Origin of the sequence: Aeromonas sp. WP2-W18-CRE-05 (assembly GCF_014168615.1) — a bacterium.
In the GTDB taxonomy this organism is placed as follows: Bacteria; Pseudomonadota; Gammaproteobacteria; order Enterobacterales; family Aeromonadaceae; genus Aeromonas; species Aeromonas caviae.
Genome location: NZ_AP021917.1, coordinates 4,188,167 through 4,209,096 on the forward strand (window position 1 = coordinate 4,188,167; position 20,930 = coordinate 4,209,096).

A 20,930-nucleotide genomic window follows, 5' to 3' on the forward strand; every position below is an offset into this window, starting at 1 on the left:
TTGGATTGCCATTGAATTCCTTAAGGGTTAAAATCCGCGCTCACGGCCAAACGACTACAGGTGGAACATGGGTACAGAGTGGAACGGCGACTACGTCAGCCCCTATGCAGAGCACGGCAAGAAGAGCGAACAGGTCAAGAAGATAACCGTCTCGATCCCGCTCAAGGTGCTGAAGGTGTTGACCGATGAGCGCACCCGTCGCCAGGTGAACAACCTGCGTCATGCGACCAACAGCGAGCTGCTCTGCGAAGCCTTCCTGCACGCCTTCACCGGCCAGCCGCTGCCCTGTGACGACGATCTGCGCAAGGATCACCCGGACAGCGTCCCCGCCGAGGCCCGCGCCATCATGGAAGCCCTTGGCAAAGAGATCGAAGACTTCGACGCCGAGTAATGCGGCTGCCCATGGCAAACGATGCATCCCTTTCAATGACGCGGCCCGGTGCCGCGTCATGCTTATCTGCCGCCTCCCCCTTCAGCCTGCGTCACTACCAGAGCGACATGCAGAGCCACAGTCATGACCACGCCCAGCTGGTGATCCCCCTCGTCGGCCCCCTCGAGATCGAGGTGCAGGGCCGGGGATGTCGCCTCGCCCCCGGTTTTGCCTGCATCATCGCCCCTGGCCTTCGCCACGACTACGCCGCCGATCCGGCGCACGTGTTTCTGGTGCAGGAGAGCCACTGGCTGCCGGCCGCCCTGGGGGACCACCCCTTCGTCGAGCTGGATGAGGCCCAGCGCCACTACCTCGCCTTCCTGCACCGCATGGTGGCCGAGGGGCGCCACGTGGCCGGCATGGATCAGGTGTGGCTCGGGCTGCTGACCGAGGGACGCGGCATGGGCCCTGCCGTCGCACCCCGCATAGCCCCTCGTATCGCCAAGGTGCAGCGTCATATGGAAGCCCACCTCGCAGACCCCCTCACCAACGAGGGACTCGCCGCCATCGCCTGCCTCGGCCTGAGCCAGTTCAAACACGCCTTTCGCCAGCAGGTGGGCACGAGCGTCTCTCACTACCTCAGGATGCGGCGTATGGCACTGGCCCGCACCCTGCTCGCTCGCACCCGGCTGCCAGTCGGCGAAGTGGCCAGCCGCTGCGGCTACCAGAACCAGGGAGCCTTTGCCGAGCGCTTCCTGGCCGAGACCGGACTGACCCCTTCCCTCTGGCGCCGGCAAAACGGCTGCCTGCCGTAATCGGTCGGCTCTTTGCCGAAGACAATCCCCGGGCATTCGAGGCATGCTGAGGCTCATGCAAGGTATGAGCAACGAGGAGCCAAGATGCAGACCATAAGCTGGCAGGATTTCGAGATGGTGGAGCTCAGGGTGGGCACCCTGGTGCGGGTCGAGCCCTTCCCCGAGGCGCGCCGCCCCGCCTACAAGGTGTGGGCGGATTTCGGCCCCGAGCTCGGGGTGCGCAAGAGCAGCGCCCAGATCACCGACCTCTATCGACCGGAGGATCTGGTGGGCCGCCAGATCGTCGCCGTGGTGAACTTTCCCCCCAAGCAGATAGGCCCCATCCAGTCGGAGTTTCTGCTGACCGGCTTCTATCGCCCGGATGGCGCCGTGGTGATCGCCATCCCCGAGCAGGCGGTGGAGAACGGCGCCAAGCTGGGGTGAGACACGGCAAGGCAACCAGAAAGCAGAAGCAAGAGAGGCGACCCCCGGGGTCGCCTCTCTTGTTTGATGCTGACGGCCTGGCTTATTTCAGCAGGCTGAACAGCAGGGCCGAGACCGCCAGGGCACCGGTCAGCAGGATGAAGCCGTTGACCCAACGGTGACGGAAGCGGGCCAGCGCCTCCACCTTGTAGATGGCCACCACCGGCATGATGAAGAGGATCATGGCGATGACGGGACCGGAGAGGGTCTCCATCAACCCCAGAATGCCCGGGTTGATGATGGCGGCGCCCCAGATGGCGAAGAACATCAGGGCGATGCCGAGCTTGTCCGCCTTCGCCAGCGGCAGGCCGGTGGGCTTGGCGATCAGGCTTTTCAGGCTCTCGCGGGCACCGAGGAAGTGGCCGAGGAAGGAGGAGCTGATGGCGATGAAGGCGATGAGCGGCCCCAGGGTCACGATCACCGGGTTGTCGGTGATGTTGGCGAGGTAGGAGAGCACGGAGACGTTCTGGGCCTTGGCCTCGGCCAACTGAGCCGGGGAGAGGCTCAGCACGCAGGAGAAGACGAAGAAGAGCACGAAGCCCACCAGCATGACGGTGGTGTTGCGCAGGATCAGGCCGCTCTTGGTTTCGGCCTGCTCCCCGTACTCCCGGCGCTGCACATTGGCAAAGCCCGAGATGGCGGCGGCGTGGCTGAAGGCAAACACGGTGACCGGCAGCGCCAGCCAGACGGTGTTGAGGAAGCTCGTGCCTTCAAAGGCGGTCACTTCCGGCCACTGCCACTGGGGAATGAGATAGCAGGAGAGGGCCAGCAGGATAGCCGCCAGCGGGTAGACCATGACGGCGAAGGCCCGCAGCATCGCCTTCTCGCCTGCCAGCATCACGGCGATCATGGCGAACACCAGCACGCCGGAGAGCATCACCCGATCCGGGGAGGCCAGGCCGAGCTGATTGACCATGAAGCTCTCCACCGTGTTGGTCAGCCCGACGCCGTAGATGAGCAGGATCGGGAAGATGGAGAGGAAATAGAGCGCCGAGATGAGGCGCCCGGCCATCTTGCCGAAGTGCTCCTCGGCCACCTCGGTGAAGTCGGCCTGGGGGCGCGACGACGAGAGCACGAAACGCGCCAGCCCGCGGTGGGCCAGGAAGGTCATGGGACCGGCCAGCACGGCGACGATGATGAGGGGCCAGATCCCCCCCAGACCCAGGTTGATGGGCAGGAACAGAATGCCGGCGCCGACGGCGGTGCCGAACAGGCTGATGACCCAGTGGGTGTCGTGGCGACGCCAGCCGGTGCTGGCCATGGTGGAGGGGGAACCGGACAGCTCCCGCGAGACGTCTGCAGATAAACTCATCGATAAATCACTTTTACGTAGTATTAAAATCTAAAAAGATTGTGCTCCTTTAGCATTTAATTCTCAAAAAGGGAGACTGGCAGATCTCACTGGCAAAGCCCTGTTCCACCAGTGAGATTGGGAGGGAATTTCACCCCGGATTATTCAATTAATCCTGACATTAACCGAAAGCCAGGAATATAAAACCAAAATTAAAACCCACGCCGATTTTTTGTTTCGATGAAATGCATGTTTTCAGAATTAAATGAAATTTATGCCAGTGCAGCCAGATTGGATGTGATGATCCACTGCCGTTATTGCCATCACTAGCGAATCTCCCTGAAATCCCCGTAACCAGCCAGTGGATCACACCAATGCAATCAGGCGACCCTGTGGTCGCCTGATTGCATTCCCTGCGAGATGGTCGACCCGTCAGTGGGCCAGAATGCGTCCCCAGGCGAGATCCGGGTCCCCCATCACGATGAAGTCCGGGTTCTCCAGCGACTCGGTCTCGTTGTAGCTCAGCGGTTGCAGCGCCAGGCTGAGGATGCGGCCCCCCGCCGCCTCCACGATGCACTGGGCGGCAGCGGTATCCCACTCCCCGGTGGGGCCCAGGCGCACGTAGCAATCCGCCACGCCTTCCGCCACCAGGCAGGACTTGAGGGAGCTGGAGCCGAGCGGGATCAGCTCGTAGTGGATGGCCGGGTTGAGGCGACGGGTCAGGTTCTCCAGTTTCTGGCGGCGGCTGATGGCCACCACCAGGGAGTCAGGCTGATCGTGTTCATGATGGATGGCGCTGATGGGACGGCTCTCGCCGTTCGCCTCCTTGAAGGCGCCGTGACCACGCACCGCCCAGTAGAGCAGATCGGATTCGGGGGCATAGATGACCCCGAGCACCGGGACATTGTCCCGCACCAGGGCGATCAGGGTAGCGAAGTCGCCGCTGCCTGCGATGAACTCACCAGTGCCGTCCAGCGGGTCCACCAGCCAGTACTGGCGCCAGTTCGCACGCTGGCTGAAGGGGATGTCGGCCGCCTCTTCGGTCAGCACGGGGACATGGGGAGTGAGCGCTGCCAGCGCCTGTTTGAGGTAGGCATCGGCAGCAAGATCGGCACTGGTGACCGGGGTCGCATCCTCCTTCAACTGGCGTTCGAACTGACCGCCGCGATAGATCTCGTGAAGGATCCTGCCCGCCTCACGGGCGATCTCCTTGACCTCGGGTATCCAGGCCAACAACTCCTGCATGGTGCTTACCTCTGCCTCTGATTACCAAACAGACCCTCTGCGGGCTAATTTCCCTGCTCCGCCAGCCATTTGCTGGCCAGCAGCAGGGCACTGATGCTGCGCGACTCGGTGAAGTCCGGTCGTGCCAGCAACTCGTCGATCCGGTTGAGGGGCCAGGGGATCACCTCAAGAGGCTCGGGCTCGTCACCGACCCGCTGCTCGGGGTAGAGATCCCGCGCCAGCAAGATGTCCATCCGGCTGGAGAAATACCCCGGCGCCAGCGACACCTGCTTGAGCAGGGTCAGGCTGCTCGCCCCGAAGCCCGCCTCCTCCATCAGCTCCCGGTTGCCCGCCTCGAAGGCATTTTCACCGGGGTCTATCAATCCCTTGGGGAAACCCAGCTCGTAGGAGTGGGTGCCCGCCGCGTACTCGCGCACCAGCAGCAGGGTGTGGGCATCGAACAGGGGCACCACCATGACGGCCCCCCGGTTGCCGCCGCGCATCCGCTCGTAGACCCGCTCCTCGCCGTTGGAGAATTTCAGGTGAAGGGACTCCACCTTGAACAACCGGCTCTCGGCCACGATCTCGGCCTTGAGGATCTCCGGCTTGCTCTTGTCATGGGCCATGGTCTCGACACTGAGGTGGACGGGATTGCGCTTGTGGGGATCGCTCATCGGGGGCTGACTGCTCGTTAAAAAATCGTGTTTCAAGAGTAAACGACTCCCCTGCCGAACACCACGGGGCAAAGAGGGGAAAGATGTCTGAAAAATCCGTTATAATGCACCCCGTTTTTCCCATCATCACAGACATCGCGAGGCCCCATGTCGACTCCCCTGCCCTGGCACCAGATTGATACCGTGTTGCTCGACATGGATGGCACCCTGATCGATCTCCATTTTGACAGCCATCTGTGGCAAACCCTGGTGCCGGTGCGCTACGCCGAGCGACTCGGCCTGCCGCTGGCCGAGGCGAAGGCGCAGATAGACACCCACTATCATGCGGTCAACGGCACGCTCGACTGGTACTGCGTGGATTACTGGACCCGGACGCTCGGGCTCGACATCCGCGCCCTCAAACAGGAGATCCTGGAGAAGATCCAGTGGCGCCCCAACGTCATTCCCTTCCTGGCCGCACTCAAGGCCGCCGGCAAGCAGGTGGTGCTCTTCACCAATGCCCATCCCGCCAGCCTGTCGGTGAAGGATGCACGCCTCGGCCTCGCCCAGCACCTCGATCTGATGGTGAGCACCCATGAGCTCGGGTGGTCGAAGGAGAGCCAGCACTGCTGGCAGGCACTGGCCGAGCGGCTGGCGTTCGACCCGGCCCGCACCCTCTTCGTGGATGACAGCGAGCGGATCCTGGCCGCCTCGGCCGAGTTCGGCATCGCCCACCAGCTCGGCATCCGTCACCCCGACAGCCAGATGCCGCCGCTCACCTTCCAGCACTTCCCGGCGCTCGAGGACTACGCCGACCTGCTCCCTCTCGGCGCCTGACACGCACAAGGCCCTCTTCACGAGGGCCTTGTCACATCAGCTCAACAGCCTGCCGAGCGCATCCCGTTCATGAAAGCCCTCAGGCCGCATCGCGCGGAGCCAGCACCCCCATGCCAGCCAGGTAGTCGAGGGCGCTTGGGGTGAAGCCGACCTCCGTGAGGTGCGCCGCCGTGAAAGGGGCTGCATGCAGAGGCAGGCCGCGGCTCACCCGTTCCATCCAGTCCGGATTGCCAAGGGCCGCCGTGCCCACCGCCACCAGATTGGCGCCGCCGGCCAGAGCTCGCTCCGCCGAATCTGCGTCGCTAATCTTGCCCGCCACCATGAGCGGCACCCGCCCGGCCAACCCGACCCTTACCGCCTCCAGCAGGGCGCCGCCGTCGGGATCCCCCGCCACCGCCTTGAAGCTGTCCCCCATGGAGAAGTGCAGGTAGTCGATCCCCTCGTTCGCCAGCAGGTGCGCCACCGCCAGCTGATGGGCCAGTTCGATGCCCTGGATATGGGCATAGCTCTCGGGGGAGAGACGCACCCCGACCAGGAAACCCCGGGGTAGACGGGCGCGAATGCCGCGCACTATCTCCACCAGGATCCGCGCCCGGTTCGCGAGGCTGCCCCCCCAGCGGTCGGTCCGCCGGTTGTGCAGGGGGTTGAGGAAGTTGCAGAGCAGGAAGTGGTGGGCTGCGTGCAGCTCGACCCCGTGCAGGCCGGCGCCATGGGCCCGCTCCGCAGCGCTCACAAAGGCGTCAATGAGCGTCAGAATCTTCTCCTCGCTCAGCCCCTTGACCCCGAGAGGGTAACGCCCGCCCGGCGCCAGCGCGCACGGGCCGACCGGCACCCCGTCGTTCAGCTCGGGCAGAGCCCGCATCCCGCCGTGATGCAGTTGCACCACCGCCAGCGCCCCGGCCTGCCGCGCACTGTCGGCCAGGGCCGTGAAGGCCTGCTGCTGGACATCCGTCATCAGGGCAGGCTGCCCCGCCCAGCAGCGTCCGCCGGGCTGCACCTGGGTGGCAGCGGCGATGAGCAGGCCGAAGCCGCCACGGGCGCAGCGCGCCAGCCAGTCGAACTCGGCCTGGCCGGGATCACCGCCTGCGCCGCTCATGTTGTGGGTCAAAGGGGCCAGCACGGCCCGGTTCTTGAGCCGCAATCCGGCTCGCTCGAAGTGGAAGCTGTCGCCCAATGTCTTGTTCATCGTCCTCTCCCGGGATCGCAATGGCATGGCGGCCACTATAAACCCGGGCCAGGAGGATATAATCAGGCACACAAGCAAGACATTCATTCCCAGCAAGACACAATAGGCCACCCCTCATGAGTCACCACAAGCTCGACACCCTCTACCTGATGCGCCTGCTGGTCGCCATCGTCCGCTGTGGATCCTTCGCCGCGGCGGCGGCCCAGCTCGGCATCACCCCGAGCAAGGCGTCAAAAGATCTGCGCCACCTGGAGCAAAGCCTCGGCAGCGTGCTCCTGAGCCGCACCACCCGCCGGGTGCAACTGACCGACGCAGGAGAGCTCGCCTACCGCCAGGCCGACCAGATGATCGCCCTGCACGAGCAGTTGCTGGACGGGCTGCAGCGCCGCCGCTCGGCACTGTGCGGGGAGCTGCGCATCACGGCGCCGGATCTCTGGGGAGAAGTGGTGCTGACTCCGGTGCTGCTGCGCTTTCGCGCCGACCACCCGGAGGTGCGGATCATCGCCGACTTCAGCAATACCCCGGCCGACCTGCTGCGCGACAACCTGCACGTGGCGTTTCGCAGCACCGAGCTCGGCACCCAGCCCTACCTGGCGCGCCCCATCGCGGTGGACGATCTGGTGCTCTGCGCCAGCGCCGACTACCTGGACCGCCACCCGCCCCTCACCACACCGCAGGATCTGCACCAGCACAGCCTCATCACCCGCAGCCAGGAGTACGGCCGCCACGAGCGCTGGCCCCTGCTTGCCCAGGGGCGCGAGATCCCTCTCGAGGTAGCGGGCGAGCTGGCCTTCAGCAGCAAGAAGGCGATTCACCAGGGGATGCGCCAGGGACTGGGGATAGCCCGCCTGCCGCGCTACCTGGTGGCGGCCGAGCTGGCCGAGGGGGTGGTGCGCGAAGTGCTGCCGGACTATCGCCCCAAGGGGGCCCATTTCTACGCCCTCTATACCCAGCGCCGGGCCGAGTCGGCCCTGGTCGGCCACTTCCTCGACTACGTCATCGAGGCGCTCACCCCTTCATGAGCAGATCACCAGGTGGTACTGCTTCTTGCCCCGGCGCAGCAGCAGGTAGCGGCCGAACAGCCGATCGTCAGCGGTGAGCGGCTCATCCCGGCGGATCGCACCGTTGACGCTGACGGCCCCCGCCGCCAGCAGCTCGCGGGCGATCCGCTTCGAGTTGGCCAGGCCGCACTCCACCAGCAGGGTCACCAGATCCGTTTCCCCCTTGATGGGGCTGCTTGGCATGCCATCCTGGGCCAGCTGGGCCAGATCGCTCTCCCCAAGGCGCGCTACCTCGCCACTGAACAACAATTCGCTGATGCGCTGCGCCGCCGCCAGCGCCCCCTTGCCGTGTACCAGTTCGGTCAGCTCGTCCGCCAGCACCTGCTGGGCCAGCTTGCGCCCCTGCCGCTTCGCATCCTCCGCTTCCAGCGTCTCAATCTCGGCCAGCGGCATAAAGCTGTAGTAGCGCAGGAAGCGGTAGACATCCTCGTCTGCGGTACCGAGCCAGAACTGGTAGAAGGCGTAAGGGGAGGTGAGCGCCGGGTCGAGCCAGATAGCGCCCCCCTCGGTCTTGCCGAACTTGGTGCCATCGGCCTTGGTGATGAGCGGCAGCGTCATGCCGTGGACCTGAGTCTGATGCAGCCGCCTAGTGAGATCCATGCCGCTGGTGATGTTGCCCCACTGGTCGTTGCCGCCGATCTGCAGGGTGCAGCCGAGGCGCTGGTTGAGCACGGCGAAGTCCTGGGATTGCAGCAGGGCGTAGGAGAACTCGGTGAACGAGATCCCCTGATCCGGACGGGCCAGGCGCTGGCGCACCGATTCGCGGGCCAGCATGGCGTTGACCGAGAAGTGCTTGCCGATGTCCCGCAGAAAATCGAGGGCGGACATCTGCCCCATCCAGTCGGCGTTGTTGACCAGCAGCGGCGCCGCCAGCCCGTCGCTCGCCGGCAGCAGGGCGCTTATCTGGGCCGACAGGCTGGCGACCCAGCCCTGCACCGTCTCGGCGCTGTTGAGGGTGCGCTCGCTTGCCTTGAAGCTGGGATCGCCGATAAGGCCGGTGGCCCCGCCCACCAGGGCCACCGGGGTGTGGCCCGCCAACTGGAAGCGGCGCAGCATCAGCAGTGGCACCAGGTGGCCGATGTGCAGGCTGCCAGCGGTAGGATCGAAGCCGCAGTAGACGGTGCGCGGGGTGGCAAGATGGTCGGCCAGCGCCACCGGGTCGGAATTCTGGGCCACCAGGCCGCGCTGGGTCAGCTCATCGAGCAAGTGAGGATTTGTCATGGAGGGCTCCAACAGCAAAAGAAAGAGGGCCATCCTCGCCGTTTGCAGTGCTGGCAGATATGTCCCCCAGGGGACAGTTTTGCCACTCCCGTGCTAGCATCCTGCCATCGTGGGGAAACCATTCCCTGACCCGGAGCCCATCGCCATGCCCCCGTCTCCTGCCACGGATACCCTGAGCCTGACCGCCGCCGTCGATGCCCTGCACGGCAGCGGCTTCCCGGCAGCCCTGGTGCGCCTCATCCAGCAACAGGTGGCATTCGACTGTGCCCTGCTGCTCGGGGTGGGGCTGCGCCCCGTCTACCTCTACGACAACCTGCATCATCAGCGGGCCCTATTGTTCGACCGCTACCTCACCCGCCACTTCAGTCAGGATCCCTTCATGCAGGCGCTGGAGCAGGGGCTGGGTGCCGGGGTCTGGACCCTGGCGCAGGTGTCACGGGGGCGGCTCGACCCCGAGTATCGCCACCACTTCTATCAGGCCACCGGCTGGCAGGAGGAGGTGGGGCTGATCCTGCCGGTGCGCGGCGGCCTCACCCTGATGCTGTTTCTGGGCCGCCTCGACAAGCGCAGCTCCCTCAGCCGTGACGAGCTGGCCAGGCTGGAGGCACTGTTCCCGCTGGTCCACTCCCTGTGTCGCCAGCACTGGCGGGAAGAGACACCCCGCCTGGCCCGCAGCCCGGCCAGGTCAGATGGCACTGACCTCAAGGGGGCGGTGGAGCAGGCTATCGCCAGTGTGGGGGGAGATCAACTAACCCGGCGGGAGCGCCAGGTGGCGGGTTTGCTGTTGCAGGGGCTCGACACCGAGGCGATTGCCGCGGAGCTCGGCATCGGCAGCGGCACGGTGAAGAATCATCGCAAGCACCTCTACGCCAAGCTGCACCTGCGCTCGCGGGCCGAGCTATTCAGCTTCTTCCTCAATCACCTCATCACGGCGCCAGCCGGCGCGCGCCCATAACGACACCACCCCGCCGGGGCGGGGTGGTGTCAATGTTTGCCAGATCAGACAGCAAGGCCGTCAGATACGGCCCTGGTAGCGCAGCGGGAAGCGCCCCTGCCCATCGGGCTGGCCGAGGAAGGGGAGCCCCTGTTTCATCTGGTCCGGCAGCTCGGGACCCGGTTTCAGGGTACCCTGGAACAGGTACTGGCGATTGGCCTGCAACTCCAGCTTGCCCAGCACCTGCACCGCCTCCGAGCCCTGCTTGATCTCGGCCACCAGCCGGGAGTCGAGGCAGGTGAGCGTGATCTCGGGATCCCCCAGGGCCAGCTTGCCCGCCGGGGTGTCCGCCTGTGCGTCATACCAGTGAAGATCCCCGTAAAGGTTGTCGCACCAGGGAGTGCCCTGGGCAAACTGATCGATCTTGAGCTGCAACTGACCCGTCGCCGTCAACGGGAAGGGGGGTCTCATCGGCACCCGCTCCAGCACCCAGGGGGCCGGCGCATTCAGGGTGATGTCGCGCCCGAAAGCGGCACCGTTCCAACCCAGGATCCCCTGCCCGTTGAGCCCGCTGCGCTCGCCAAAGCGCACCGACACCTCGGGCGCCAGCCGCAGCAGGGACCAGCCATCGAGATCCCAGCGCAACTGGGTGAGGGACTCGCTGGCATATTGCACCCGGGCGGCCTGACCGCTCCAGAGGGTGCCGCTCACCCCCTCCAGCCGCACCAGATTGGGGGGCAGCGGCAGATGGCGCACCACCAGGGATGCTGGCAACTGGGCCAGCAGGAAACCGAGATAGGCCAGCAGGAAGAGACTGGCGATCACTATTTTTCGCTTCATTGGGAACGACTCAACTGCAAACGTCTGACCTTGACCAGCCCGGGGGCCAGCCCCTCGCGGGCCAGCTCGATGATCTGCACCTGGACGCCGTATTGATCCGAGAGGGTCGCAAGCCAGATCAGCAGATCATCGAACGGCACCGTGTCTATCCATACCTGCAGCTCCTGACCCTGGGGCTGCAAGCGGGCAATCTTGATCTTCTGGTTGAAGGCGGTGCGGTTCACCACGCCGTCCAGGGTACCGCCGGTATCGATCTGGCGCCCCTGTCCCCCCTGCATCGCCAACACCTCCTGTCCCTTCTCCTTGAGCCAGGCCAGGGTCTGCTGCTGGTTCACCACCTGCCGCTCGCGCTCGGCAATGCGATTTGCCACCGGCTGCCAGATCGCCCAGTAGAAGAGCCCGATGAGCAGCACGCTGCCCCCCACCGCCACCAGCCGCTGCTCGCGGGCACTGATGCCGCGCCACCAGCTCTGCAGTTTGTCCATCATGACGACCTCCCCTTGAGCACCAGCGCCCCTTCGACCTTGCCTTCGGTGCTTCGCACCTCACCCTGCTGCACCGCGAAGCGCTTGCCCGCCAGCTCGCGGAAACGTTCGATCTCGGTGAAGCCGGGGGCCGTCACCTGCAACCTCAGCTCGCCCCGGGCTGCATCGAAGCGCAGCACTTCGGGCTTGAGGCCGGGCACCTCGGCAAACACCGGGGCCAGCTCGGTCAGGAGCAACAGGACGCCATCCTGGGGAGCCTGCCCCAACTGCTGGAGGTGCTGGGTCATCTGGCTGCGCACGTTGACGATCCGCGTCTCCCCCGGGAAGATCCGGGTGTAGACCTGCCGGATCTCCGCCTTGAGGGCCTTGTCCTGTTCCGTCAGCTGGTGCAGATGCACACCGCGCTGCACCAGGGCCACCAGCAACAATACGCCTGCCAGCACCGCCACCTTGCGCCACTGCAACCAGTAGCGGGCGTATTCGGTCTGGGGACGATAGGGCCCCTGCAACAGGTTGGCCTGGCAGGTCAGCGCCCCTTTCGCCAGCAACAGCATGGGCAGTTCCGGGTCAGCCCCCTGCCAGTTCCCCGCCGCCATGGCGGGGATGGGAGTATGGCAGTGAAGGGTGACGGGTTCGGTCTGCGCTGCCAGCAGCATGGCCAGCAGGGATTCCTCCGCCACTATGCCCTGACGGGGGCCCTGGCGGACCAGCCACACCTCCCCCAGTTGCAGGGCTGACCAGCCATCGGCGGCAAGCGGCAGCGCCAGCACGTCGGGCAGCAGGTGCAGGGTCTTGAGCCCTGCCTGCTCCAGCCAGCCGAGCCAGGAGTGCATCTTCCCCTTGTCCACCGCCATCAGATCCACCTCGCGGCCCTGATGGCCGAGCACCACCAGGTGCAGATCGTCCACGTCTGAGGCGATCTGCTCCTCCAGCAGATAGGGCAGGGCCGCCGCACTCTGGCGGCTGTATTTGCCCGGCAGATTGACCCGCCGGAAGATAAGATCGCTGCCGGGCACCAGGGTCACCACGGGGCGACCACCGGCACGCTCCTGCAGCTCGCCGAGGGCGTGCGCCGAGGCCAGGATGCCGGAGGCGATGATCTCCTGCTCCTGCGCCGACCAGACCAGCCAGTGCACTGGCTGCTGCGCATTGGTCCCCAGACGGATGACCAGACTCTCGCTCACTAATGTCTCTCCTGCCATGCCCGCTCCTCCCTCAGGGGGGCGGGCGCACAGCCATGGGTTGCAGTCCAATCGGGGGATGCGCAGGTCGGCTGAACCGCCCCACGCCCCCTTGTTATTCGGCGCCGCCGCTCAGGCGACGCAGCATCACCAGCTTGTTGTCCTTGCCACGCTGGAAGACGGTCTCAAGCCTGGCGCGGGTCTCCCCCACCTCCGCCAGCAGGCGGGCCTCGAAGAAGCTGCTCTTGATGTCCAGGGCGCCATCCAGCCCGGTGATGGCACCCGGCTGAACCTGCAACTGCTCTGTCATCTCCTGTTTGTTCTTCCACCCCTTCTTGGGGCGGCTGGTCAGCACCCGCTTGGCATCGTCCAGCCCGATCTTCCCCTGGTAGAGCCCCACCAGCAGGGCCGCCTGCTCCGGCCGGATGGTGTTGATGTTCACCACCAGCTTGTCATTGGGCAGGGAGCACACATAGGGGGCCAACCGGGCGTACAGGCTGGCGCTCACCCCGCGCACTGCCCGCAATTCGTCGGTGCCCAGCATCCGCTGGTTAGCCACCAGGTAGGGAGGATTGAGTCCCTCGTAGTAGGCATCCTCGGCCCCGTTGCTCGAGACTAGCTGGGTATCCTTGTCGGTCCAGTCGCGGATGGCGTCCGTCAGCTGTACCGCTTCGTAATCATCCACCTCGAGCTGGGCGAGCAGGGCCCGGAACACCTTGAACTGGTAAGGCTGGGCGTCGAGATCGTCGCCGTTCTCCCCCTCCTTGAGGGGCACGCTCAGGCTGTTGAGGTTGAAGCAGGATTGCAGATCCCGCACCCGGCCCGAGAGAGTGCCATCCTCCACCGGGAAGACCCCGTCCTCCCGCGCCCAGTTCTGTCCCAGACTCACCCGGTCCGGGTCATCCTTGAAGTCCTGGTTCAGCACCTTGATCACCAGGGCCTCCGCCGACATGGCATACCACCAGGCCTGCTTGCCCAGGGTGAGGTTGGCGGTGCGGCGCAGCTCCAGTTGCAGGCGGCCGCTCATGTTGCTGGCGACGATCACCATCACCGCGAGGATGAGCAGCACCACCAGCAGGGCCATGCCCCGCTGTCTGCCGGGAGCCAAAGGATGGCGGGGGCGCTTAATTGCCATTGTCCGCCCTCTGACCGCCAGCGCCGATCAGGAACTGGCGACGTCGAATAGTGCCGTCATCCTCCGTGACGGACAGGGGGAAACGACGATCAGTTACCATTCTCTGCCCTCTGGCCACCGGCTCCGATCAGGAACTGGCGACGTCGAATAGTGCCGTCATCCTCCGTGACGGACAGGGGAAAACGACGATCAGTTACCATTCTCTGCCCTCTGACCACCGGCTCCGATCAGGAACTGGCGGCGGATGGTGCCGTAGTCTTCAAGCTCCAGCTCCACCGCCAGCCCATAGGGCAGCAGGTCGCGCTGGGTCCACTCCTCCTTCCACTGTCCCTTGTCGTAGAAATAGAGGCGCAGCGCCGTCACGCCGGTCAGCACGGGCTGAATGCGCGGCTCGGTGCCAATGGCCGGATCCGGATAGAGGTAGCTCAACCGCTCCAGGGTCTGCCCCTTGAGACGCCAACCCACTCGTTGCAGGCCGGAGCGCGGCAGTATGCCGTCCGGATTGAGCCAACCGCCGCGAATGAAGGCCATGCCCCAGTCGTCGCTCTGCTGGCCGAAGCGGGACGCCGCCAGCAGCACCTTGTTGTTCTCGCCGTCGATGCGACCGCTGCGCGGCACCATCTGGGTGACATCCCGCTCCAGCAGGCTGAAGGCGAGCTGAAGCTCCGAGAGACGGGCCTCCTTGCGCTTGGCCACCTCGTCGCTGGTCAGCACCCCTTGCAGCACCTGATAGGCCCCCAGGCTCAGGGTGGCGAAGATGGCAATAGCCACCAGCATCTCAAGCAGGGTGAAGCCGCGGTGGCACGATGGGTGGGTGTTGCTCTGGATCATCGGCTGACACCGGCTCCGGATCATGGACGCACGTTGATGAATGTTCATCGGCTGAGATAGGTCCGGATCATGGCCACCGGGCTGTCGGCCTTGGGCGCGGTGCGCACTTCCATGTCCAGCGCCCTGAAGTTGCTGTCCGCCGTGGCGACGCCGCGATAGCGCCAGTACCAGGTCTGCCCGGCCATCTCCTCGTCCCCTTCCACCCAGCTGTCTCCCGGCCACTTGCCTTCGAGCTTCTGCTGCACCAGCTGATTCTCCACCACCCAGGTCGCCAGGGTCTTCTGCTCCAGATAATTGAGGCCGGCCAGGTGTTCGCTCGCGGTCTTCATCACCGCCAGCCCGGCGATGGCAAACACCGCCAGGGCCACCATGACCTCCAGCAGCGTCATGCCGCGCCCCCGGGCGGGGCCGCCCGACAGAGCGGTGCGACGCGCTAGAACGCCCCCTGCGGGCCTGGTGCTCTTCACTCTTCTTCCTCTTCATCCTGCAACAGGGAGAGACGACCGAACTCGTCCCCCCTGACGGTGCGCAGGTAGTGCAGATCCTCGTCCTGCTGGCTCAGGGTCAGCACGAAGGGAGAGAGCTCTCCCCCCGGAAAGACCAGGATCTGGGGTGTCCGCTCACGCTCGTCCCGACCCTGCTCCTGGCGTTCGTCCGACGCAGTGCGCCAGTTGAAACCTTCCAGCTCCGCCGCCAGGGTCATCCCCTCCGGCAACGTCACCGGCCCCAGCAGCTTGTCACCGGTCAGTGCGCGCCACTTGCGATCCTTGGGATCCCGGGACATAAACTGCCAGCCGTTCTCCTCGACCCGCAGCCCCAGCAGCCTGCCATCCATGACCGAATACTCCTGGGCCTGCTGCAGGGTCGCCATGAAGCGGCGCGCCTGCTTGTCGAGCTCCCGATCCCCCCTGGCGCCCCCCATGCTGAGGGTGACGGCGGTCGCCACCAGTCCCATCAACATGGCGACCAGCAACACTTCCAGCAGGGTAAAACCGGCCTGGTGACGGGCCCAAGACGCCACCTTCATTCAGGCAGCCCCGGGGGGACGCAGTGAGCACGACGCGGCGGAATCACTTATTGGAAGTCCTTCAGGTTCCAGTTGCCGATGTCGTCATCGGTCCCGGCTTCGCCGTCCATCCCCATGGAGAAGATGTCGATCTTGCCGAACTGGCCCGGGCTCAGCAGCTGGTACTGGTTGCCCCAGGGATCCTGCGGCAGGCGCTTGATGTAGCCCCCTTCACGGTAGCTGCGCGGCTCAGGGGATGCGGTCGGCTTGTTGACCAGGGCATCCAGCCCCTGCTCGGTGGTGGGGTAGCGGTTGTTGTCCAGCTTGTACATGTCGAGGGCGTTTTCCAGCGCCACTATGTCGGAGACCGCTTTTTGCTGATCCGCCTTCTCCTTGTTGCCCATCAGGTTGGGCACCACCAGGCTGGCCAGGATCCCCAGGATCACGATGACCACCATCACTTCCAGCAGGGTAAAACCCGATTGACGACGCTTTTGCATGACTGACTCCCTAACGAAATGAGATGGCATGAGCCATCAACGATTAACTGTTAAATCACGATCGTTCGATTGAATTTGCAGGTTCGAATGGCGAAGCCTATTCGGGCACCTGACCCTCACAGATTCACCATGTTGTTGAGCTCCAGGATCGGCTGCAGGATCGACATCACGATAAACAGCACCACCCCGGCCATGGAGACCACCAGCATGGGCTCGAACACCCCGAGGGCGATGTTCACCTGGGTTTCGAACTCCCTGTCCTGGTTGTCCGCCGCCCGCTCCAGCATGCTGTCGAGCTCGCCGCTCTGCTCGCCCGAGGCGATCATGTGCAGCATCATGGGCGGAAAAATTCTGGTTTCATCCAGCGACTTGCGCAGGCTGGTCCCCTCCCGCACCCGTTCGGTGGCCTCACCGATGCGCATGCGGGCATAGTCGTTGGAGAGCACTTCGCCGGCGATCTTCATTCCCTCCAGCAGGGGGACGGCGCTGGCGTTGAGGATGCTCAGAGTGCGGGCAAAGCGGGCGGTGTTGAGACCGCGGCTGACCCGGCCAACCACAGGCAGGCGCAGTATCACCTGGTGCCAGCGACGACGGCGCTTGTCGTCGGTCAGCCACCAGCGCCAGATCAGGCCGCCAATGCCAAGGAGCAGCAGGAACCAGAGGCCGTAGTGCTGCAACAGCTCGCTGGTGCCGATGAGGAAACGGGTGGTGCCCGGCAGTTGCTGGCCCATGTGTTCGAACTGGGCCACCACCTTGGGCACCACGGCGGTGAGCAGTATGGAGATGACCCCCACCGCCACCAGGGTGAGAACGATGGGATAGATCATCGCCTGCAGCAGCTTGGTGCGCATGTGCTGGCGCTGCTCGGTGTAATCGGCGAGACGGTTGAGCACCTTCTCCAGGTGACCGGACTTCTCGCCGGCCGCCACCATGGAGCGGAACAGCTGGTCGAACACATGGGGGAAGGCCCCCAGCGAATCGGCCAGGGAATACCCCTCCACCACCTTGCTGCGCACCGTCGCCACCAGGCTGCGCAGGTGGGCCTTCTCGCACTGCTCGGCGACCGCCTTGAGGGCCTCTTCGATGGTGAGACCGGCCCCCACCAGGGTCGCCAGCTGGCGGGTGATGAGGGCCAGTTCTGCGGTGGAGGCGCCACGGCGAAACAGCACGAAGCGGTTCGCCTCCCGCTTGGCCTTCTCGGTGGTCTCGTTCACCTCGAGGGGGGTCAGCCCCTGCTCGCGCAGCAACTGGCGCACCTGGCGGGCGGAATCCCCTTCCAGCACGCCGCTCTTGTTGCGCCCCTTGCCGTCGAGGGCCTTGTATTCAAATGCCGCCATCTCAGTCTTCCCGGGTCACGCGCAGCACCTCTTCGAGGCTGGTCTGCCCCTTGAGCACCTTGTCGATGCCGTCGCGGCGGATGCTGGGGGTGTGACCCCGGATCAGCCGCTCGATGGCGAGCTCGCCGCTGGCGCTGTGGATCGCCTCGCGCACCGCCTCGTCCACCACCACCAGCTCGTGGATGCCGGTCCGGCCGCGATAGCCGGTGTGGTTGCACTGCTCGCAGCCCACCGGACGCCAGATCTGCTGATCCGGCGCAAGCTCGATGCCCATGGCAACACGCTCCTGCTCGGTGACAGGGTGCGGTGCGCGGCAATCCGGGCAGAGAGTGCGCACCAGCCGCTGGGCCAGTACCGCCAGGAGCGACGAGGAGAGCAGGAAGGGCTCGATCCCCATGTCCCGCATTCGGGTGATGGCGCCGATGGCGGTGTTGGTGTGCAGGGTCGACATCACCAGGTGACCGGTGAGGGATGCCTGCACCGCGATCTGGGCGGTCTCGAGGTCACGGATTTCCCCCACCATCACCACGTCCGGATCTTGGCGCAGAATGGCGCGCAGGCCCCGGGCGAAGGTCATGTCCACCTTGCTGTTGACCTGGGTCTGGCCCACCCCTTCGAGGTCATATTCGATGGGGTCTTCGACGGTCAGGATGTTGCGATCCCGGGAGTTGATCTCCGAGAGGGCCGCATAGAGGGTGGTGGACTTGCCCGAGCCGGTCGGGCCCGTCACCAGGATGATGCCGTGGGGCTTGCGAATGAGTTCGCTGATGATGTTGCGGTTGGCCAGCGTCATGCCGAGCTGCTTGAGCTCGAGGCGCACGTTGTTCTTGTCGAGCAGTCGCAATACCACCCGCTCGCCGTAGCTGGAGGGCATGGTGGAGACCCGCACGTCGACGGCGCGGCCGCCGATGCGCAGTGAGATGCGGCCATCCTGGGGCACCCGCTTCTCGGCGATGTCCATGCGCGACATGACCTTGATGCGCGACACCAGCAAGGAGGCGAGCTTGCGATGGGGGCGCAGGATCTCCCGCAGCACCCCATCGATGCGAAAACGGATCACCAGGGCCCGCTCGAAGGTCTCGATGTGGATGTCGGACGCCTCTTCTTTTATCGCCTCGCTCAACATGGCATTGATGAGGCGAATGATGGGGGCGTCGTCGTCGGCATCCAGCAGATCCTCGCTCTGGGGCAGCTCTTCGGCCAGGGCAAAGAAGTCCATCTCGTTGCCGAGATCCTCCATCAGCTGACGCGCCTCGGAGGAGTCACGCTGATAGTGGGCCATCAGGAGCGTCTCGAACTCGTCGTTGCCAAGCTGCTCCACCGCGAAGGCACAGCCCGCCACCCGCCGCACCTCCAGCAGGGTCTGGGGGGAGATCCCCTGACGACAGAGCAGCACCGGGGTACCCTGGCGCTCGGTCAGGATGGCCCCGAAGTTGCGGGCAAACGCGAACGGCAGTTCCGGCAGGGGAGCCGGCAGCTCGCTGCCATCGAGCTGGTAGGCGGCCATCAGGGCTTGCTCTGCACGAAGGGCTGCTCCTGCACCTGGGCGCGCACGCCGGTGGCAGTCGCCTGCTGCTGTGCCTGCATTCTCTGGATCTGCTGCTGCACCTCGGGGGACATCATCACGTCCTGGCCATAGGCGGGCAGCACCTGGCGAGCCGGCGAGGTGGCATAGCCCTCTTCCGCAGCCCGGCTCAGCTGTTCGGCCCTGAACAGGGTGTACTTGTTGCTGGAGACCCCGGAGTAGACATTGGCGTCACGCAATATGGTCGGGCGGATGAAGACCATCAGGTTGCGCTTGGCGGTGGAGGTCTTGGAGGAACGGAACAGGTAGCCCAGCACCGGAATGTCCCCGAGCAGGGGCACCTTGGAGATCTGCTCCTGGGTCTGTTCGTCCATCAGGCCGCCCAGCACCACTGTCTCGCCGCTCTTGACCAGCACGGCGTTCTTCACGGTACGGGTATCGAAGGTGGGGCCCAGATTCGCGGTCCCGGTCGCCTGCTTCTGTGCCACGCTGGAGACTTCCTGCTCGATGTTGAGCAGCACGGAATCTCCTTCGTTGATCTGGGGCGTCACCACCAGCTTGGTCCCCACCGTCTTGCGCTCTATGGTGTTGAACACCTGATCGCTGGTGGTGGAGCTCTGGGAGCCGCTCTGCACCGGCACTTCCTGACCGACGTTGAAGGAGGCCTCCTTGTTGTCCATGGTGACGATGCTCGGGGTGGAGAGGATGTCGTTCTTGCTGTTGGTGGAGAGCGCCGTCACCAGCGCCGCCCAGTCTCCGTGATAGAAGCCTGCCGCCATGCCGCTGAAGCTGCCCGCCAGGGATGACAGGCCGTCGGTGTTGCCGTTGTCTTTGTAATCCTTGGCGGCGATGGCCAGGGAGCCGATGGGCAGACCGGTGTCGGTGAACTGGGTGCCGCCGCCATTGGTGTTGGCCCACTGCACCCCGAGGTTCATGCCGTCACCATCCGATATCTCGACGATGATGGCCTCCACCAGCACCTGGGCACGGCGAATGTCGAGCTTGGCGATCACCTGCTCCAGCTCGGCCATCACGTCCGGTTGGGCGGTGATCACCAGGGCATTGGTGGTCTCGTCGGCGGAGATGGCGAGCTGGCCGCCGCCGATGCTGGCGCCGCCCGTGGCCGTGGCAGCCGCCCCGCCCTTCTTGTCGGCGGCGATGCTGGAGCTGACCCCCTTGAGGACGTCCACCAGATCCTTGGCCTTGCCATATTTCAGGTAGAAGACCCGGGTGTTGCCCTGGCTCTGCAGATCCCGGTCGAGCTGGCGCACCATCTGGATGATGCGGGCACGGGCCTTGGGCTCGCCGCTGATGACCACGGAGTTGGTGCGCTCGTCGGCCACCACCTTGGGGGAGAGCAGCAGCGAGGCGTTGGCCCCCTGATTGCTGCCATCCTTGTTGAGGTTGGTCACCAGCCGCACCATCTCGCCGGCGGAGGCGAACTTGAGCTTGATGACGTCCATGTCCTGATCCCCCGCCTTGTCCACCCGGCGAACCACCTCCACCAGGCGGTTGACCACGGCGGCGCGGCCAGTGATGAGCAGCACGTTGGAGGGCTCGTAGTGGACCACGTTGCCGCCGCCGGCGTTGTCGTTGAGCTGACGCAGCAGGGGGGCCAGTTCACGGACCGAGACATTGCGCACCGGCACGACCCGGGTCACCATCTCGTCACCCACGCCGGGGTTGGTGTCATCCACCACGGGGATGGCCGAGGTCTTGGCATCCTTGGAGCGCACTACCTTGAGCACGCCGTTGTTCATGGGCACCACGGCAAAGCCGTAAACGTCGAGCACGCTCAGGAAGAACTGGTAGTACTGATCCTCGTTGAGCAGGTCATAGCTGCGCACGTTGATCTTGCCGCGCACCGATGGCTCTATGATGATGGTTTTGTTCAGGTTCTTGCCGACCGTGTTGATGAACTCCTCGATGTCGGCGTTCTTGAAACTGGCGGAATACTCGGTGGCCCAGGCAGAACCGGCCATCATCAAGGCTGCCGCCATGGTGGCCAGACGCCAGCCCTTCCCTTTATTTGTCAT

22 protein-coding genes and 2 pseudogenes are annotated in these 20,930 nt (G+C 65.0%); 6 read left to right on the forward strand and 18 right to left on the reverse strand.

Annotation, left to right across the window (positions count from 1 at the left end):
- The first annotated feature begins 67 nt into the window (after positions 1-67).
- From metJ to H7R73_RS19535, 3 genes are all read left to right on the forward strand, one after another.
- Entirely contained in the window at positions 68-391 is a 324-nt protein-coding gene (metJ, locus tag H7R73_RS19525) for a met regulon transcriptional regulator MetJ (protein ID WP_005327165.1), read from the forward strand.
- A 35-nt stretch (positions 392-426) separates the two neighbouring features.
- On the forward strand, positions 427-1,185 hold the full coding sequence (locus H7R73_RS19530) for an AraC family transcriptional regulator (protein ID WP_103259520.1): 759 nt from the start codon (positions 427-429) through the stop codon (positions 1,183-1,185).
- Positions 1,186-1,269: 84 nt separating this feature from the next.
- Positions 1,270-1,608: a tRNA-binding protein gene (locus H7R73_RS19535; protein ID WP_010675707.1), complete on the forward strand. Its 339-nt coding sequence runs from the start codon at positions 1,270-1,272 to the stop codon at positions 1,606-1,608.
- An 82-nt stretch (positions 1,609-1,690) separates the two neighbouring features.
- Here H7R73_RS19535 and H7R73_RS19540 read toward each other — a convergent pair whose 3' ends face one another.
- From H7R73_RS19540 to nudE, 3 genes are all read right to left on the reverse strand, one after another.
- Entirely contained in the window at positions 1,691-2,959 is a 1,269-nt protein-coding gene (locus H7R73_RS19540; RefSeq protein WP_029314815.1) for an aromatic amino acid transport family protein, read from the reverse strand.
- 411 nt (positions 2,960-3,370) lie between these two features.
- Positions 3,371-4,183 (reverse strand): 3'(2'),5'-bisphosphate nucleotidase CysQ, encoded by an 813-nt coding sequence (gene cysQ / locus H7R73_RS19545; RefSeq protein WP_010675709.1) that lies wholly within the window; start codon positions 4,181-4,183, stop codon positions 3,371-3,373.
- Positions 4,184-4,227: 44 nt separating this feature from the next.
- Complete coding sequence (gene nudE / locus H7R73_RS19550; RefSeq protein ID WP_039040577.1) at positions 4,228-4,836, reverse strand: ADP compounds hydrolase NudE; 609 nt, start codon at positions 4,834-4,836, stop codon at positions 4,228-4,230.
- Between the two features lie 147 nt (positions 4,837-4,983).
- Here nudE and yrfG point away from each other — a divergent pair, with 147 nt between their 5' ends.
- A complete protein-coding gene (gene yrfG, locus H7R73_RS19555) occupies positions 4,984-5,652 on the forward strand; it encodes a GMP/IMP nucleotidase (protein WP_103259519.1) in 669 nt (222 codons plus the stop codon).
- Between the two features lie 79 nt (positions 5,653-5,731).
- Here the strand turns inward: yrfG and H7R73_RS19560 are convergent, their stop codons facing one another.
- On the reverse strand, positions 5,732-6,838 hold the full coding sequence (locus H7R73_RS19560; protein WP_103259518.1) for an NADH:flavin oxidoreductase: 1,107 nt from the start codon (positions 6,836-6,838) through the stop codon (positions 5,732-5,734).
- Positions 6,839-6,954: 116 nt separating this feature from the next.
- On the opposite strand from H7R73_RS19560, the gene H7R73_RS19565 reads away from it, so the two are divergent.
- Positions 6,955-7,860, forward strand: a complete 906-nt coding sequence (locus H7R73_RS19565) for a LysR family transcriptional regulator (protein ID WP_103259517.1) — start codon at positions 6,955-6,957, stop codon at positions 7,858-7,860.
- Here the strand turns inward: H7R73_RS19565 and tyrS are convergent.
- Positions 7,855-9,120 carry a tyrosine--tRNA ligase gene (gene tyrS / locus H7R73_RS19570; protein ID WP_103261079.1) on the reverse strand — a complete coding sequence of 422 codons (1,266 nt, stop codon included), beginning with the start codon at positions 9,118-9,120 and terminating at the stop codon, positions 7,855-7,857. The genes H7R73_RS19565 and tyrS overlap by 6 nt on opposite strands.
- Positions 9,121-9,265: 145 nt before the next feature.
- Here tyrS and H7R73_RS19575 point away from each other — a divergent pair, with 145 nt between their 5' ends.
- On the forward strand, positions 9,266-10,075 hold the full coding sequence (locus H7R73_RS19575) for a helix-turn-helix transcriptional regulator (RefSeq protein WP_103259516.1): 810 nt from the start codon (positions 9,266-9,268) through the stop codon (positions 10,073-10,075).
- A 60-nt stretch (positions 10,076-10,135) separates the two neighbouring features.
- Here H7R73_RS19575 and exeN read toward each other — a convergent pair whose 3' ends face one another.
- The 13 genes and pseudogenes from exeN to exeD all read right to left on the reverse strand — a co-directional run bounded on the left by exeN (position 10,136) and on the right by exeD (position 20,930).
- On the reverse strand, positions 10,136-10,894 hold the full coding sequence (gene exeN, locus H7R73_RS19580; protein ID WP_039040581.1) for a GspN family type II secretion system protein ExeN: 759 nt from the start codon (positions 10,892-10,894) through the stop codon (positions 10,136-10,138).
- Positions 10,891-11,382: a GspM family type II secretion system protein ExeM gene (exeM, locus tag H7R73_RS19585; RefSeq protein WP_010675717.1), complete on the reverse strand. Its 492-nt coding sequence runs from the start codon at positions 11,380-11,382 to the stop codon at positions 10,891-10,893. The genes exeN and exeM overlap by 4 nt, the downstream gene beginning before the upstream one ends.
- On the reverse strand, positions 11,379-12,563 hold the full coding sequence (gene exeL, locus H7R73_RS19590) for a GspL family type II secretion system protein ExeL (RefSeq protein ID WP_103259515.1): 1,185 nt from the start codon (positions 12,561-12,563) through the stop codon (positions 11,379-11,381). The genes exeM and exeL overlap by 4 nt, the downstream gene beginning before the upstream one ends.
- A gap of 112 nt (positions 12,564-12,675) precedes the next feature.
- Complete coding sequence (gene exeK / locus H7R73_RS19595) at positions 12,676-13,695, reverse strand: GspK family T2SS minor pseudopilin variant ExeK (RefSeq protein ID WP_103259514.1); 1,020 nt, start codon at positions 13,693-13,695, stop codon at positions 12,676-12,678.
- A pseudogene (locus H7R73_RS19600) lies at positions 13,685-13,759 on the reverse strand (type II secretion system protein GspJ); the annotation flags it as partial. The gene exeK and the pseudogene H7R73_RS19600, both read right to left, overlap by 11 nt.
- 25 nt (positions 13,760-13,784) lie before the next feature.
- Positions 13,785-13,859 (reverse strand): annotated as a pseudogene (locus H7R73_RS24250) (type II secretion system protein GspJ); the annotation flags it as partial.
- A gap of 25 nt (positions 13,860-13,884) precedes the next feature.
- The gene (gene exeJ / locus H7R73_RS19605) at positions 13,885-14,526 is read right to left on the reverse strand and encodes a GspJ family T2SS minor pseudopilin variant ExeJ (RefSeq protein ID WP_045522074.1); all 642 of its coding nucleotides are present in this window, start codon (positions 14,524-14,526) and stop codon (positions 13,885-13,887) included.
- Between the two features lie 44 nt (positions 14,527-14,570).
- Complete coding sequence (gene exeI, locus H7R73_RS19610) at positions 14,571-14,915, reverse strand: GspI family T2SS minor pseudopilin variant ExeI (RefSeq protein ID WP_010675721.1); 345 nt, start codon at positions 14,913-14,915, stop codon at positions 14,571-14,573.
- Positions 14,916-14,989: 74 nt separating this feature from the next.
- The gene (gene exeH, locus H7R73_RS19615; RefSeq protein WP_041211718.1) at positions 14,990-15,553 is read right to left on the reverse strand and encodes a GspH family T2SS minor pseudopilin variant ExeH; all 564 of its coding nucleotides are present in this window, start codon (positions 15,551-15,553) and stop codon (positions 14,990-14,992) included.
- 47 nt (positions 15,554-15,600) lie between these two features.
- On the reverse strand, positions 15,601-16,032 hold the full coding sequence (gene exeG, locus H7R73_RS19620; protein ID WP_010675723.1) for a GspG family T2SS major pseudopilin variant ExeG: 432 nt from the start codon (positions 16,030-16,032) through the stop codon (positions 15,601-15,603).
- A gap of 116 nt (positions 16,033-16,148) precedes the next feature.
- A complete protein-coding gene (gene exeF / locus H7R73_RS19625; protein WP_041211719.1) occupies positions 16,149-17,369 on the reverse strand; it encodes a GspF family T2SS innner membrane protein variant ExeF in 1,221 nt (406 codons plus the stop codon).
- 1 nt (position 17,370) lies between these two features.
- Complete coding sequence (gene exeE, locus H7R73_RS19630; protein ID WP_041213949.1) at positions 17,371-18,876, reverse strand: GspE family T2SS ATPase variant ExeE; 1,506 nt, start codon at positions 18,874-18,876, stop codon at positions 17,371-17,373.
- Positions 18,876-20,930 (reverse strand): GspD family T2SS secretin variant ExeD, encoded by a 2,055-nt coding sequence (gene exeD / locus H7R73_RS19635; RefSeq protein ID WP_010675726.1) that lies wholly within the window; start codon positions 20,928-20,930, stop codon positions 18,876-18,878. The genes exeE and exeD overlap by 1 nt, the downstream gene beginning before the upstream one ends.